The sequence below is a fragment of the Pseudomonas sp. CYM-20-01 genome (genome assembly GCF_023169845.1).
Classification (GTDB): domain Bacteria; phylum Pseudomonadota; class Gammaproteobacteria; order Pseudomonadales; family Pseudomonadaceae; genus Aquipseudomonas; species Aquipseudomonas azotoformans.
This window is the reverse complement of sequence record NZ_AP025169.1, coordinates 788,218-803,342: the sequence shown is the minus strand read 5'-3', so window position 1 is coordinate 803,342 and position 15,125 is coordinate 788,218. Positions and strand designations below refer to the sequence as shown.

At 61.5% G+C, this 15,125-nt stretch carries 15 protein-coding genes; 2 read left to right on the top strand and 13 right to left on the bottom strand.

Annotation, left to right across the window (positions count from 1 at the left end; all coding sequences use genetic code 11):
* Window positions 1-91 precede the first annotated feature (91 nt).
* The 9 genes from hflC to M2497_RS03485 all read right to left on the bottom strand — a co-directional run bounded on the left by hflC (window position 92) and on the right by M2497_RS03485 (window position 9,541).
* Window positions 92-958, bottom strand: coding sequence for a protease modulator HflC (hflC, locus tag M2497_RS03525; protein WP_025857365.1), 867 nt, complete (start codon window positions 956-958; stop codon window positions 92-94).
* The gene (hflK, locus tag M2497_RS03520) at window positions 958-2,133 is read right to left on the bottom strand and encodes an FtsH protease activity modulator HflK (RefSeq protein WP_028615515.1); all 1,176 of its coding nucleotides are present in this window, start codon (window positions 2,131-2,133) and stop codon (window positions 958-960) included. Before hflK ends, hflC begins: the two co-directional genes overlap by 1 nt.
* A gap of 96 nt (window positions 2,134-2,229) precedes the next feature.
* Window positions 2,230-3,531, bottom strand: coding sequence for a ribosome rescue GTPase HflX (gene hflX / locus M2497_RS03515; protein WP_071491677.1), 1,302 nt, complete (start codon window positions 3,529-3,531; stop codon window positions 2,230-2,232).
* 12 nt (window positions 3,532-3,543) lie between these two features.
* Entirely contained in the window at window positions 3,544-3,804 is a 261-nt protein-coding gene (hfq, locus tag M2497_RS03510; RefSeq protein ID WP_248485859.1) for an RNA chaperone Hfq, read from the bottom strand.
* Between the two features lie 94 nt (window positions 3,805-3,898).
* Window positions 3,899-4,870, bottom strand: a complete 972-nt coding sequence (gene miaA, locus M2497_RS03505; protein WP_248485858.1) for a tRNA (adenosine(37)-N6)-dimethylallyltransferase MiaA — start codon at window positions 4,868-4,870, stop codon at window positions 3,899-3,901.
* Window positions 4,870-6,786, bottom strand: coding sequence for a DNA mismatch repair endonuclease MutL (gene mutL / locus M2497_RS03500; RefSeq protein ID WP_248485857.1), 1,917 nt, complete (start codon window positions 6,784-6,786; stop codon window positions 4,870-4,872). The genes miaA and mutL overlap by 1 nt, the downstream gene beginning before the upstream one ends.
* Entirely contained in the window at window positions 6,786-8,207 is a 1,422-nt protein-coding gene (locus M2497_RS03495) for an N-acetylmuramoyl-L-alanine amidase (RefSeq protein WP_248485856.1), read from the bottom strand. Before M2497_RS03495 ends, mutL begins: the two co-directional genes overlap by 1 nt.
* A gap of 15 nt (window positions 8,208-8,222) precedes the next feature.
* Window positions 8,223-8,693, bottom strand: a complete 471-nt coding sequence (gene tsaE / locus M2497_RS03490) for a tRNA (adenosine(37)-N6)-threonylcarbamoyltransferase complex ATPase subunit type 1 TsaE (RefSeq protein ID WP_071497202.1) — start codon at window positions 8,691-8,693, stop codon at window positions 8,223-8,225.
* Window positions 8,681-9,541 (bottom strand): NAD(P)H-hydrate dehydratase, encoded by an 861-nt coding sequence (locus M2497_RS03485; RefSeq protein WP_248485855.1) that lies wholly within the window; start codon window positions 9,539-9,541, stop codon window positions 8,681-8,683. Before M2497_RS03485 ends, tsaE begins: the two co-directional genes overlap by 13 nt.
* Window positions 9,542-9,604: 63 nt before the next feature.
* Here M2497_RS03485 and queG point away from each other — a divergent pair, with 63 nt between their 5' ends.
* Window positions 9,605-10,669 (top strand): tRNA epoxyqueuosine(34) reductase QueG, encoded by a 1,065-nt coding sequence (queG, locus tag M2497_RS03480; protein WP_248485854.1) that lies wholly within the window; start codon window positions 9,605-9,607, stop codon window positions 10,667-10,669.
* Here the strand turns inward: queG and M2497_RS03475 are convergent.
* The gene (locus M2497_RS03475) at window positions 10,666-11,280 is read right to left on the bottom strand and encodes a trimeric intracellular cation channel family protein (protein WP_248485853.1); all 615 of its coding nucleotides are present in this window, start codon (window positions 11,278-11,280) and stop codon (window positions 10,666-10,668) included. The genes queG and M2497_RS03475 overlap by 4 nt on opposite strands.
* 50 nt (window positions 11,281-11,330) lie before the next feature.
* On the bottom strand, window positions 11,331-11,873 hold the full coding sequence (gene orn, locus M2497_RS03470) for an oligoribonuclease (protein ID WP_248485852.1): 543 nt from the start codon (window positions 11,871-11,873) through the stop codon (window positions 11,331-11,333).
* Window positions 11,874-11,981: 108 nt separating this feature from the next.
* Here orn and rsgA point away from each other — a divergent pair, with 108 nt between their 5' ends.
* Window positions 11,982-13,013, top strand: coding sequence for a small ribosomal subunit biogenesis GTPase RsgA (gene rsgA / locus M2497_RS03465; protein ID WP_248485851.1), 1,032 nt, complete (start codon window positions 11,982-11,984; stop codon window positions 13,011-13,013).
* A 167-nt stretch (window positions 13,014-13,180) separates the two neighbouring features.
* Here rsgA and motB read toward each other — a convergent pair whose 3' ends face one another.
* Both motB and motA read right to left on the bottom strand, forming a co-directional pair.
* Window positions 13,181-14,200: a flagellar motor protein MotB gene (motB, locus tag M2497_RS03460; protein WP_248485850.1), complete on the bottom strand. Its 1,020-nt coding sequence runs from the start codon at window positions 14,198-14,200 to the stop codon at window positions 13,181-13,183.
* Window positions 14,201-14,203: 3 nt separating this feature from the next.
* Window positions 14,204-15,055: a flagellar motor stator protein MotA gene (gene motA, locus M2497_RS03455; RefSeq protein ID WP_058423471.1), complete on the bottom strand. Its 852-nt coding sequence runs from the start codon at window positions 15,053-15,055 to the stop codon at window positions 14,204-14,206.
* Between the last annotated feature and the right edge of the window lie 70 nt (window positions 15,056-15,125).

The following is a 15,125-nucleotide window of genomic DNA, read 5'->3' as shown; positions in this document are numbered from 1 at the left end:
CTGCCGCATCATACACCCGTTTTCTGAAAGGATCACCCCGCCAGGCGTTTTAGCCGCCCGACGGAGTGCTTCCTACACAGTGACGAGCTGATTACTTGGCTTTTTCCAGGTAGCGGAAGAAATCGCTACTTGGGTCCAGCACCATGACGTCGGTTTTGTTCGCAAAGCTTTCACGGTAGGCACGCAGGCTACGGTAGAACGCGTAGAACTCCTGGTCCTGGCCATAAGCCTTGGCGTAGATCGCCGCAGCTTGAGCGTCGCCATCACCACGGGCCTCTTCAGACTCGCGATAGGCTTCGGCCAACAGTACACGACGCTGACGGTCAGCATCCGCACGGATACCTTCAGCCAGTTCGTTACCCTTGGCGCGGTGCTCACGGGCTTCACGCTCACGCTCGGTGCTCATGCGCTCGAACACGCTGCGGTTCACTTCCTTCGGCAGGTCGATGGCCTTGACCCGAACATCGACCACTTCGATACCCAGCTCTTTTTCAGCCATCGTATTCAGCGAACGCGTGATGTCAGCCATCAGCGCGTCACGCTCACCGGAAACCACCTCGTGCAGGGTGCGCTTACCAAACTGGTCACGCAGGCCCGATTCCAGACGGCGCGACAAACGCTCATCGGCAATCTGCTTGAGGCCGGAGGTCGCGGTGTAGAAGCGCTCGGCATCCTTGACGCGCCACTTGGCGTAGGCGTCAACCATCACGGCTTTCTTTTCCAGGGTCAGGAAGCGCTGTGTCGGTGCATCCAGGGTCATCAGGCGGGCGTCGAACTTGCGCACCTGGTTGACGTAGGGGACTTTCACATGCAGGCCCGGCTGGACATCCGCCTGGACCACGCGACCGAATTGCAGCAGCACCGCACGCTCGGTCTGAGCCACGATGTAGAAGCAGTTCCAGGCAGCGATGACCACGACGACGCCCACAATCAGGGCGGTCAGCGATTTATTGCTCATCAACGACTCTCCCTGGTACGTGTTTGCTGTTGCAGCAAGTCAGCGGCCGCACGGGCGCTCGCTTCGTTGGCAGCGGCATTGGAACCGGTGGACGGTGCGCTGGTGCTGCTACGACCACCTTCGATCATCTTGTCCAGCGGCAGGTACAGCAGGTTGTTCTGCCCACCCTTGCTGCCGGTCACGAGAACCTTGCTGGTGTTGCTGAAGACTTCCTGCATGGTGTCCAGGTACAGACGCTCACGCGTGACTTCCGGCGCCTTGCGGTATTCGGCAACCAGCTTGGTAAAGCGATCCGCCTCACCCTTGGCGCGGGAGACCACTTCGTCGCGGTAACCGTTGGCATCCTCGAGGATGCGCTGGGCCTGACCACGGGCTTCCGGCACGACGCCGTTGGCGTAGGTTTCAGCCTGGTTGCGCGAACGCTGCTCGTCTTCACGGGCACGAATCACGTCATCGAAGGCTTCCTGTACTTCGCGCGGTGCGGCTGCGCTCTGTACGTTGACCTGGGTGACGGTAATACCGGTGCGATAGGTATCGAGGAACCGTTGCAGGCGTTCCTTGATCTCGCTGGCCATCAATTCACGACCTTCGGTCAGCACCTGGTCCATCGCGGTCGAACCGACGACGTGGCGCAGGGCACTTTCGGTGGCGTGTTGCAGGCTGATTTCCGGCTGATCGACGTTCAGCACGAAGTCCTGCAGGTTGCTGATCTTGTACTGCACGGTCAGCGGCACTTCGACGATGTTCTCGTCTTCGGTCAGCATCTGGCCCTGCTTGGTGTAGGCACGCTCACGCGTGACGTTCTCCATGTACTTCTTGTCGATCGGCGGGAAGTAGATGTTCAGGCCCGGGCCAACAGTTTCGTAGTACTTGCCGAAGCGCAGCACCACGGCCTGCTCCTGCTCGTCCACTACGTAAACGGCGCTGTACAGCCAAACGGCCGCCAGCACGACAAGACCCAGGCCCAGCAGGCCATAGCCACCGCCCTTGCTTGTGCGACCGCCGTCGTCACCACCACGTTTTTTCCCACCACCGAACAACCCATTCAGGCTTTCCTGCAGCTTTCGGAAGGCCTCGTCGAGATCTGGTGGCCCCTTGCGGTCGCCATTATTGCGGCGTTTACCACCCCAAGGATCCTGATTATTCGAGTTGCCACCCGGCTCATTCCAAGCCATAGCGCTCTCCATCTGATAAAGCAAAGACGCACCCACGGCGCGCCGACCAATGCTACAGAATGCCTGCCACTGCGGCACAACCGCTTTAGGAGGCTTTTATTGCAAAGTGTGTTGTTCGATGAACTCTGTCGGTACCACGCCTTCACGGCTGACCAGCCGATTCAGCTCCGAGCGCGGCAATCGAACGGCCAGCAAGCTGACACCCTCTTCGTCGTGTTCTTCTTTCTGTACCGCGCCCAACTCGAAAAACTGTGCACGCAGTCGAGCAAAACGCTGGGGCAAGCGCAAGGTGCCAACGAACAAATCGCTGCCGAGCAACTCGGCAATCGCTTGTTCAAGCAACTCGAGACCACTGCCATCACGCGCCGACAGCCAGACCCGCTGGGGCTTGCCGTTCTCATCGCGCTGGATTTGTGGCTCAACGCCTTCAAGCAAATCGAGTTTGTTATAGACCTCGAGGATCGGCAAGTCCTGGGCGCCAATCTCGCCCAGCACCAGCATCACCTGTTCAATCTGCAACATACGATCCGGTTCGGCCGCATCGATCACGTGCAGGAGCAAGTCGGAATTGCTCGACTCTTCGAGCGTAGACCGAAATGCCTCGACCAGCTTGTGCGGCAAGTGACGAATGAAACCCACGGTATCGGCCAGGACAATCGGCCCCAGGTCGTCAAGGTCCAGACGGCGCAGGGTCGGGTCGAGGGTGGCGAACAGTTGGTCGGCCGCGTACACGTCCGATTTCGTCACGTTGTTGAACAGTGTGGATTTGCCGGCGTTGGTATAACCCACCAGGGACACGGTTGGGATATCCGCGCGGGAACGACCCCGCCGCGATTGCTCGCGTTGACTGCGCACTTTCTCGAGGCGGCCCTTGATCTGGCGCAGGCGAACCCGCAGCAGGCGCCGGTCGGTTTCGAGCTGGGTTTCACCCGGGCCACGCATACCGATACCGCCACCCTGGCGCTCAAGGTGAGTCCAGCCGCGGACCAGCCGGGTGCTCATGTGGTCAAGCTGGGCCAGTTCGACCTGGAGCTTGCCTTCATGGGTACGTGCGCGCTGGGCGAAAATATCGAGAATCAGACCGGTACGGTCGATCACGCGACACTCGAAGACACGTTCGAGGTTACGTTCCTGACTGGGCGTGAGGATGTGATTGAAGATCACCAGATCGGCTTCTTCGGCGTGGACCAGGTCGCGCAGTTCCTCGACCTTGCCGCTGCCAATCAGGAATTTGGCGGTTGGCCGATGACGCGGCACGTTAAAAAACGCAACGGTCTCGGCGCCGGCCGAATTTGCCAACTCCTGAAACTCCTGCGGATCTTCGCGCGCCTCAGGGTCCTGTCCATCCAAGTGAACGAGGATCACTCGCTCACCACCACCGTGGCGCTCAAAGAACAAAGGAGACTCCTATCAGGCGTTACCTGCCTCAACGTCACCCTGTTCATCACCCGTTGCGCTAGGCAGACGGATTGGACGAACTGGAACGACTGTCGAGATAGCGTGCTTGTAGACCATCTGGCTGACGGTGTTTTTCAGCAGGATCACGAACTGGTCGAACGACTCGATCGTGCCTTGCAGCTTGATACCGTTGACCAGGTAGATGGAAACCCCCACTTTCTCTTTACGTAAAGTATTCAAGTAAGGGTCTTGTAGCGAATGCCCTTTTGACATGTGCCGCACTCCTTTAAGGATCAATAATAAAAAATCGGAAAATAGATAGCTTATGGCCGTCACACCCCCAAGGATAGACGGCAATTGCAAGGACTCAGCTCAATATGGAGACCGTTCCCAAGTATTTCAAGGCGCGTGACAGATTGTCGCTGTCCAGGCTGTCCAGCCAGTGCAAATCGCTCCAGCTGCGCAACCAGGTGAACTGGCGTTTCGCCAATTGGCGCGTGGCAATGATGCCGCGTTCCTGCATTTCGGCTGACGTCAGCTTGCCATCCAGATGATCCCAGACTTGGCGGTAGCCTACAGCACGTATCGAAGGTAACCCTGGATGCAGGTCACCTCTGGAACGCAGAGCTACGACCTCGTCCACAAACCCCTGTTCCAACATAATTGTGAATCTTTGTGCAATTCGTTCATGCAGCACCTGGCGATTTGCCGGAGCGATGGCCAGATTCGCCACAGTATAGGGCAATTGTGACTGTCCCGAAGCGCCTGCGTCAGCACTTTGCGCACTTTGTTTCAGGCGGTGTTCAGTCATGGTCTGCCCACTCACACGCCAGACTTCCAGGGCACGGGTGAGGCGCTGGGGGTCATTGGGGTGAATGCGTGCGGCGGATACCGGGTCGACCGCCGCCAACTGGTCGTGCAGGGCTTGCCAGCCAAGGCGTGCAGCCTCTTCCTCAAGCTCGGCGCGCACCTGGGCGTCGGCCGGCGGCATGTCCGCCAGGCCTTCCTGCAACGCCTTGTAGTAGAGCATCGTACCGCCCACCAGCAGCGGAATATTACCCCGCGCGGTGATGTCGGCCATGGCGGCGAGTGCATCGGTGCGGAAATCTGCAGCCGAATAGCTCTCGGACGGGTCGATGATGTCGATCAGCCGGTGTGGATGCTGGGCCAGCAGCTCTTTCGAAGGCTTGGCGGTGCCGATGTCCATGTCCCGGTAAACCAGGGCAGAGTCGACACTGATCAGCTCGCACGGCAGCACCTTGGTCAGTTCGATGGCCAGGTCGGTCTTGCCGGCGGCCGTGGGGCCCATCAGGAAGATCGCGGGGGGCAAGGCACTCATCAACGGCCGCGCAGGAACAGTTTGTCCAGATCGTCCAGGCCCATCTGGGTCCAGGTCGGTCGGCCATGGTTGCATTGCCCGCTGCGCTCGGTGTTTTCCATGTCGCGCAGCAAGCCGTTCATTTCCGGCAGGGCCAGGCGGCGGTTGGCACGGATGGCGCCGTGACAGGCCATGGTGCCGAGCAGCTCGTTGATGTGCGCCTGGATGCGGTCACTGGTGCCGTACTCCATCAGGTCTGCCAGCACGTCTGCCACCAGCCGGTTGGCCTCAGCCTGCTTGAGCAGCGCGGGAATCTGGCGGATGGCCAGGGTTTCCGGGCCCAGGCGTTGCAATTCAAAGCCCAGCTTCTGGAACACGCTGTGATGCTCTTCGGCGCAATCGGCCTCACGCTGGCTGACTGCCAGGGATTCCGGTACCAGCAGCGGCTGCCCGCTGAGGCCTTCGCTGGCCATCGCGATCTTGAGGCGCTCGTACATGATCCGCTCGTGGGCGGCGTGCATGTCCACCAGCACCAGGCCGTGGGCGTTCTCCGCCAGGATGTAGATACCCTTGAGCTGCGCCAACGCATAACCCAGCGGCGGAATATCACCACCGCCCTCCGGTAAGGCGACCGGTGCACCCGGCTCAGCCCCCGGCAGCGGCGCAAAAAACTCGCGATACGCGGCCTGGGCCTCGGCCACCGGCACCGCCGATTGCGGGCGCGGGGTGTATTGGTACTGATAACCCGAGCCGGAGCCGGCATTCGGCGCGGTATACGAAGGTTGCGACTGCGGCGATTGCAGCAGGTTCGCCGCCAGGCTCATTTCGCCCTGAGGGCCGAACTCACCGGCCTCCGGGCCACTCGGGCGGACCACTGCCGTCACAATGGGCGCGGACAACTGATCATCCGGGCGCACATCCCCCAGGGTGCGGTGCAAGGTGCCATAGAGGAAGTCATGCACCATGCGACCATCACGAAAGCGCACTTCGTGCTTGGTGGGGTGCACGTTGACGTCCACCACCGATGGGTCGACCTCAAAGAACAGCACGAACGTCGGGTGACGCCCGTTGAACAGCACGTCGCGGTAAGCCTGGCGCACCGCGTGGGCCACCAGCTTGTCGCGTACCGCACGGCCGTTCACGAAGAAATACTGCAAGTCCGCCTGGCTACGGGAGAACGTCGGCAACCCGACCCAGCCCCACAACCGCAAGCCATTGCGCTCGATTTCAATCGGCAGCGCCTGCTCCAGGAAGCCCGCACCACAAATCGCCGACACCCGGCGCGCACGCGCGGCGTCATCATTGGCTTCATGCAGGCTGAGGATGGTCTTGCCGTTATGGCGCAGGTGGAACGCTACATCGAAGCGGGCCAGGGCCAGGCGCTTGATGACTTCCTGCAGGTGATCGAATTCGGTTTTTTCGGCCTTGAGGAATTTGCGTCGCGCCGGGGTGTTGAAGAACAGGTCGCGCACTTCCACCGAGGTGCCGACCGGGTGTGCCGCCGGCTGGACCCGAGGCGCCATGTCACGACCTTCGGTTTCCACTTGCCAGGCTTGTTCGGCGCTGCGGGTGCGGGAGGTCAGGGTCAGACGGGCCACGGAACTGATGGAGGCCAGCGCCTCACCACGAAAGCCCAGGCTCATCACCCGCTCAAGGTCTTCCAGGTCGCGAATCTTGCTGGTGGCGTGACGCGCCAGGGCCAGCGGCAGGTCATCGGCGGAAATGCCGCTGCCATCGTCACGCACGCGCAACAACTTGACGCCGCCCTGCTCCACATCGACATCAATGCGCTTGGCGCCGGAGTCGATGCTGTTTTCCAGCAGCTCCTTGATCACCGACGCCGGGCGCTCGACCACCTCGCCGGCGGCAATCTGGTTGGCAAGGCGCGGGCTCAGCAGCTCAATGCGCGATCCGCTGTCGAGGAGTGATTCACTCATTATTGTGCCGCCAATTCAGTGCCGGGGATGGTCAACACCTGGCCGACTTTCAATTCATCGGTTTTCAGGTTGTTGGCGCTGCGCAAGGTCGCGGCCGACACCTGGAACCGCACCGCCAGCATGGCCAGGGTGTCGCCTGGCTGCACACGATGGTCACGCGGACCTTGGGCGATTTTCCCCGAGTCACGCAGCCAGGCGATGTAGGTGCCCGGCGGCGGGTTCTGCTGGAAGAACTGGCGGATACCGGCGCTGATCGAACGCGCCAGCGCCTGCTGGTGACTGGCGCTTGCCAGTTTCGAGGCCTCGTTGGAGTTGGAGATAAACCCGGTTTCCACCAGGATCGAGGGGATATCCGGCGATTTCAGCACCATGAACCCGGCCTGTTCCACACGCTGCTTGTGCAGCGAGGTGACCCGGCCGATGTTGCTCAGCACCTTCTGGCCCACGTTCAGGCTGGAGGTCAGCGACGCAGTCATCGACAGGTCGAGCAGCACGCCGGCGAGCATTTTGTCCTTGTCATCGAGGGACACGTTGCCGGCGCCGCCGATCAGGTCGGAACGGTTTTCGCTGTCGGCCAGCCAGCGCGCGGTCTCGGACGTAGCGCCGCGATCCGACAGGGCAAACACCGAAGCGCCAAAGGCAGCGGCCGAAGGCGCGGCGTCGGCGTGGATCGACACAAACAGGTCGGCGCCTTTCTTGCGGGCGATTTCGGTACGGCCGCGCAGCGGAATGAAGTAGTCGCCGGTACGGGTCAGCTCGGCACGGTAGCCTTTCATGCCATTGACCTGGCGCTGCAGCTCGCGGGCGATGGCAAGTACCACGTCTTTTTCATGCTGGCCGCGCGAGCCGGAAGCCCCCGGGTCTTCGCCGCCGTGACCGGCATCGATCACAACAATAATGTCGCGTTTGCCGGCCGGGGCCGGTGGCGGCGGTGGCAGCTTGACCTGCGGTTGCGACGGGTTGACCGGCACCGCCGGCACCGTTGCCACGCTCGGGGTGGGCGCAGGCGGCGGCGCGGCATCGGCGGCGTTGTCGAACAGGTCGACCACCAGCCGGTTGCCATACTGGGCGTTGGGCGCCAGGGAGAAGCTTTTCGGGGTCACGACCTTTTTCAGGTCGATGACCACGCGCAAATCGGTCGGCGTGCGTTGGGCCGAGCGCATGGCGGTAATCGGGGTATTGGTGGTGGAGACTTTCAACGGCGCGGCCAGGGTCGCGCCGTTGATATCGATCACCAGGCGATCAGGCGACGTCAGGGTAAAGACGCTGTGCTGGACCGGGCCAGACAGGTCGAACACCAGGCGCGTGTTATCCGGCGCTCGCCACAGGCGAACACTCTTCACCTGTGAAGCAGCCAGAGCATTGACAGTCATTGCCGCAAGCAACACCCCCACGACAGCAACCAACGCGCGAAAGCGCATACCTAACCCCACCAATTATTTGAATTCCAATGCCAAAGCCGCGCACCACGACTGGCCGCGCACGCTCTGGGGCAACAACTTCAACTGACGTCCATGCTCATGCGGCGTAATGGTAATGGTCAGGTCAGGCTTTGGCAAAAAGCCTGTGCCTTTATCTGGCCACTCGATCAGGCACAGCGCATCTTCGTCGAAGTAATCCCGGATCCCCATGTATTCCAGTTCTTCGGGATCGACCAGGCGATAGAGGTCGAAATGGAACGCTCGCACGTCGCCGATTTCGTAGGGTTCTACCAGGGTGAACGTCGGGCTTTTTACCGCCCCCGTGTGGCCCAGCCCGCGAATGATCCCCCGCGACAGCGTGGTCTTGCCCGCCCCCAGGTCGCCTTCGAGAAAGATCAGCCCCGCTCCCGCCGTGACCTGGGCGATGCGCTGACCGAAGGCAACCATGGCCTCTTCATCGGCCAGGAAAAGAATTACTTCAGACACGGTGACTGCTCCTCCAGCAATTGACGAATGGCAGGGATCAGGTCACTGGCGGCCAACCCGCGACCGAACGTCCCCTGGCGATCTCCCGCCGTCGCGTGCAGCCACACAGCCAGGCAGCTTGCCTCATAGGCGGGCATGCCTTGGGCCAGCAGTGCACCCACCAGGCCGGCCAACACGTCGCCCAGCCCTGCCGTGGCCATCGCCGGGTGGCCTTGGTCACAGCGTGAAACGCGCCCGTCCGGGCTGGCAATCAAACTGCCTGCGCCCTTGAGAATAGCCACTGCGTTGAATTTCTGGCTCAACGCGCGCGCTACCTTAAGACGATCGGCCTGAACCTCGGCTGTCGATATGCCCAACAAGCGCGCCGCCTCCCCCGGATGCGGGGTGATCACGCAATCAGCCGGCAGAGTGACACTGCCGGTGGCGAGCTGATTCAACGCGTCGGCATCCCACACCTGCGGCAGGGTGGCGTTGGCGGCGACGGAAAGCAGGCTTTTGCCCCAGGACGCATCACCGAGTCCAGGTCCGATCACGATGACTGAGATCTTTTCCAGCGGGCCCATCAATTGATTGGCCGAGCTCACCCCAACGGTCATGACTTCCGGCAGGCGCGCCAGGGCCGCGGGCACATGTTCCAGGCGCGTCGCCAGGGACACCATGCCCGCGCCGCTGCGCAGGGCGCTTTCGGCACTCAACAGCGCGGCGCCGCCAAAGCCGCGGTCACCGCCGATGACCAACAGGTGGCCGAACTGGCCTTTATGGGCGTCCGGGGAACGCGCAGCGAGTTGCGGCAAATGGCCGTGCAACAGCGGTTGTACGTCGGTTATTGCGTGTTTTGTCTGCGGCATGCGTCTTCAAGCTCCGATGTCTGGCAGAATTATACCTATCTAACCTGCGGTTTCCCTTGTCTCATGCCTGCCATCACCACCGATCTGCCTGCCCTCGCCCAATCGATCAAAGACTGGGGCCGCGAGCTGGGCTTTCAGCAAGTCGGCATAAGCGGCCTGGACCTGGCCGAGCATGAACAGCACCTGCAACGCTGGCTCGACGCGGGCTATCACGGCGAGATGGACTACATGGGCGCCCATGGCAGCAAACGCTCACATCCGGAGGAGTTGGTGCCCGGCACCTTGCGCGTGGTCTCGCTGCGCATGGACTACCTGCCCGGCGACACACAAATGGCGCAACTGCTGGCCAAGCCGGAAAAAGCCTATATCTCGCGTTACGCCCTGGGCCGCGACTACCACAAGCTGATCCGCAAGCGCGTGCAGCAACTGGCTGACCGTATCCAGGCGCAGATCGGCCCCTTCGGCTTCCGTGCCTTCGTCGACAGCGCACCGGTGCTGGAAAAAGCCATCGCCGAAAAAGCCGGGCTGGGCTGGATCGGCAAGAACACCCTGGTGCTCAATCGCAAGGCGGGCAGCTACTTCTTCCTGAGCGAGCTGTTTGTCGACCTGCCGCTGCCGGTGGACGAACCTCATAGCACCGAACATTGCGGGCGCTGCACCGCCTGCCTGGACATCTGCCCCACCAATGCCTTTGTAGGCCCCTATGTGCTGGATGCCCGGCGCTGCATTTCCTACCTGACCATCGAGCTCAAGAACGCGATCCCCGAAGACCTGCGCCCGTTGATCGGCAACCGCGTGTTCGGTTGCGATGACTGTCAGATCGTTTGCCCATGGAATCGTTTCGCCCGCGCCACCACCGAAAGCGATTTCAAGCCACGCCACAACCTGGATAACGCCGAACTGGCCGAGTTGTTTATGTGGGACGAGGATAAATTCCTCAGCAGCACCGAAGGTTCACCCCTGCGCCGCGCCGGCTATGAGCGTTGGTTGCGCAACCTGGCGGTAGGCCTGGGCAACGCGCCGTCGAGCATTCCCGTGCTGGAAGCCTTGAAGGCGCGGCGGGAGTATCCCTCGGAGCTGGTGCGCGAACATGTGGAATGGGCACTGAACCAGCACGCGACGCGCTAGTGCACGTCGTCGTTGTAGACGAACTTGGGCATTTCCCAGTGGAAACGGATCGCCAGCAAGCGCAGTAGAAAGCCGCTGAACAGCGTCAGCAGGATCGATTGCTCACTGGGCAGCTCAAGATAAAGGCACAGCATGTAGAACCAGGCGGCCAGGAACGACACGCTGGCGTACAGCTCACGGCGGAAGATCAGCGGGATGTCGTTGCAGAAGATATCCCGCAGGATGCCACCGAAAACGCCGGTGATTACGCCGCTGACCGACGCCACCAGCATGCCATGGCCCATTTCCAGGGCAGTCATGCTGCCGATCAGGGTGAAGGCCACCAGGCCCAGGGCGTCCAATGCCAGGAACAACGAACGCAGGCGGCGCATCAGCGGCGCGATAAAGATCGTCACCAGCGCGGCGACGGAGGTCAGCACCAGGTATTCCGGGTGCTTGACCCAGGTCAGCGGGTAATGCCCCAGCAGCACATCGCGCACCGACCCGCCACCCAGCGCCGTCACGCAGGCGATCAGCACCACACCAAACCAGTCCATACCTCGCCGCCCGGCGGACAGCGCGCCGGTCATGGCTTCGGCAGTGATGGCGATGAGGTAGAGCATCAGCAGCATGAGGGCGATCCTTGCAAAACTGTGGCGAGCCGGCTCACCATTGAGGGAGTTCAGGCCTTGATGAAATGCTTGCGGTAATGCTGCAGCTCGGCAATCGACTCGCGGATATCATCCAGCGCCAGGTGCGTGCTGCCTTTATGGAAGCTGTCCTTCACTTCCGGCGCCCAGCGGGCAGCCAGTTCTTTCAAGGTGGATACGTCGAGATTACGGTAATGGAAGTAGCTTTCCAGCGCTTTCATATGCGTATAGAGGAAGCGGCGATCCTGGCAGATGCTGTTGCCGCAGATCGGCGACTTGCCCTTGGGCACCCACTTTTCCAGGAAGGCGATGGTTTCGGCTTCGGCTTCGGCCATGCTGACGCGGCTGTCACGCACGCGCTGGGTCAGGCCGGAGTTGCCGTGGGTGCGGGTGTTCCACTCGTCCATGGTGCCGAGCACGGCGTCGCTGTGGTGGATGGCGATCACCGGACCTTCGGCCAAGGTGTTGAGGTTGCTGTCGGTGACAATGGTGGCCATCTCGATGATGACGTCGGTGTCAGGGTTCAGGCCGGTCATTTCCAGATCGATCCAAATCAGGTTCTGTGGGTTTTGCATGGTTTGATTCTCTTGGCACCTTGGCGTAGCTGCGCAGTTTAGCAGGCGGGGCCGTGCTAGACTCGCGACCGTTTTACCCAACCTTTGCATTATCGACACGGAACACCAATGGCCAAACGCCAGCTCAACCGTCGCCAAAACTGGCGCATCGAAAAGATTCAGGGTGAACGCGCCGCGCGCGCCGCCAAACGTGAATCCTCCGCCGTGGAAGCGCTCGAGGGCGGCGACCTCGGCCCTGAACAAACAGGCCTGGTGATCGCGCACTTCGGCGTGCAGGTCGAAGTCGAGGCGCTCGAAGGCGAACTCGCAGGCCAGGTGTTCCGCTGCCACTTGCGCGCCAACCTGCCGGCGCTGGTCACAGGCGACAAGGTTGTGTGGCGTGCCGGCAACCAGGGCATCGGCGTGATCGTCGCCCAACTGCCGCGCACCACCGAACTGCGCCGCCCGGATAGCCGGGGCCAGCTCAAGCCGGTAGCCGCCAACGTCGACATGATCGTGATCGTGTTTGCGCCACTGCCCGAGCCCCATGCCAACCTGATCGACCGCTACCTGGTGGCGGCCGAGCATGCCGGCATCCGCCCGCTGTTGCTGCTGAACAAATTCGACCTGATCGACGAGCAGAATGCCCCGGCGCTCAACGCGTTACTGGCGGTGTACCGCACCCTCGGCTACCCCGTGCTGGAGGTTTCGGCGCATCACGGTAATGGCATGGAACAGCTGCAACAGCAGTTGGACGGACGCATCAGCGTGTTCGTGGGCCAGTCCGGCGTAGGTAAATCTTCGCTGGTCAACAGCCTGCTGCCGGAAGTCGACACCCGCGTAGGCCCACTGTCGGAACTGTCCGGCCAGGGCACCCACACCACCACCACCGCACGGTTGTTCCACTTCCCCGGCGGCGGCGAGTTGATCGACTCCCCCGGCATCCGCGAATTCGGCCTCGGCCACGTCAGCCGCTGCGATGTCGAAGCGGGCTTTATCGAATTCAACGACCTGATCGGCACCTGCCGCTTCCGCGACTGCAAACACGACCGCGAACCGGGCTGTGCGTTGCTCAAGGCCCTGGAAGATGGGCGCGTGCAGCAACAGCGGATGAACAGCTATCGGTCGATTATTGCGAGCTTGCCCGAAAGCAGTTATTGAGCCGCACAGACAACATTGTGGCGAGCGGGCTTGTCCCGCGTTGGGCTGCGCAGCAGCCCCGAAGCCTGATGACGCGGTTTACCTGGAAGAAATGCGGCGTTTGGATCAGGGCCGCTTCGCAGCCCAACGCGGGACAAGCCCGCTCACCACAAAAAGACCTTAGTTGCTTAAGAACCCGTCTTAGGCACCGTAGGATCCTTCACCCCACCGTCATCAAACAGGTTCAGCTTCTGACGCAGCTCATGCGCCGGCAACGGCTCCTGTCCTGGCGGAATCGCGTTCGGATCGGCCGGTACTTCACCCGGCGCGCCGGCCCCCGGAGTAGGTTGCGCCGCTGGGGGCTGGTCACCTTCGATCGCACGTTGGGCCTTTTTGGTCAGCACCACGATATCGATACGGCGGTTGATGGGGTTGAACGGGTCCTTGGGGTCAAACAGCTGCGACGATGCAAACCCTACCACGCGCGCCACTTGCGGGTCCGGGTAGCTGCCAGCCACCAGCGCACGGCGTGCAGCGTTGGCGCGGTTGGCCGAAAGCTCCCAGTTACCGAAGTCACCCTGGCCTGCGTAAGGCTTGGCGTCGGTGTGGCCACTGATGCTGATCTTGTTCGGCACCGCCTTGATGGTGTCGGCCATGGCCAGCAGGATGTCTTCAAAGTACGGCTTCAAGCGCGCACTGCCGGAGTCGAACATCGGGCGGTTGGCTGCGTCGGTGATCTGGATGCGCAAGCCGTCCGGGGTGATCTCGAATGAAATCTGATCCTTGAACTTCAACAGTTGCGGGTTTTCCTCAACCTTGGTCTGCAGTTCTTGCAGCAACAGTTCAAGACGCTCCTGCTCGACCTGTTCGGCCATAGACTCGACAGTATCGCGCTCGATCGGGATTTTTTCCTGAGGCGCTTCGGTCTTGACCTCCGGGTTGATGGTGCGCTCAGGCGCCAACTGCGGCGAGCCGCCCAGGTCGATCACGAAGGGCGTGCCGCTTTCCGAGAAACCAATCGGGTCCTTGAAGTAGCCGGCAATGGCGATCTTCTGTTCCGGCGTGGCGGTGGACATCAGCCACAGCACCAGGAAGAACGCCATCATCGCCGTCGCAAAGTCGGCGAAGGCGATTTTCCAGGCGCCACCATGGTGCCCCGCAGCGAAGCGCTTGACGCGCTTGATGATTATCGGCTGGTTGTTTTCCATGGCTTAGCGACCGCGAACCGCTTGTTCCAGCTCGGCGAAGCTTGGGCGATGCTTGGGGTACAGCACTTTGCGGCCGAACTCCACCGCCAGCGACGGCGGCATGCCGGAAGCGGAAGCAACCAGGCTGGCCTTGATCGACTCGTACAGGTTCACTTCTTCCTTGGCGTCATGGGCCAGGGAAGTCGCCAGCGGGCCGAAGAAGCCATAGGCCGCCAGAATACCGAAGAAGGTACCGACCAGCGCCGCACCCACGTGCATGCCGATAGCGGCCTGGTCGCCCTCACCCAGGGATGCCATGGTCACCACGATACCGAGTACCGCCGCGACGATACCGAAACCCGGCATACCATCAGCGATGCCGGTCACCGCGTGGGAGGGGTGCTCCAGCTCTTCCTTGAGGCTGAACAACTCCATGTCGAACAGGCCTTCCAGCTCGTGGGGGGCCATGTTGCCGGAGGACATGATGCGCAGGTAGTCACAGATGTAGGCGGTCATGCGCTCATCTTTGAGCACGGCCGGGTACTTGGCGAAAATCGGGCTGGCGGCGGCGTCTTCGATGTCGGCCTCGATGGCCATCATGCCTTCGCGGCGGCTCTTGTTGAGGATCTCGTAGACCAGGCCCAACACCTCCAGGTAGAAGGTATGGGTGAAGCGCGAACCGAACATGCCCAGCGACTTCTTGATCACGTGCATGGTCATGTAGCCGGGGTTCGCCTGCAGGAATGCACCCAGTGCCGCACCGCCGATGATCATCACCTCGAAAGGCTGGATCAGCGCAGCGATTTTACCGTGGGACAGGACGTACCCGCCGAGCACGCTTGCGAAGACGACGATGATGCCGATAATTTTAGCCATAGGAGATGAGTACTTGCGCCGTCGGGTTCATGGACATATTGGGTGTAGCAGAAAACTCTTGTTCTACTTA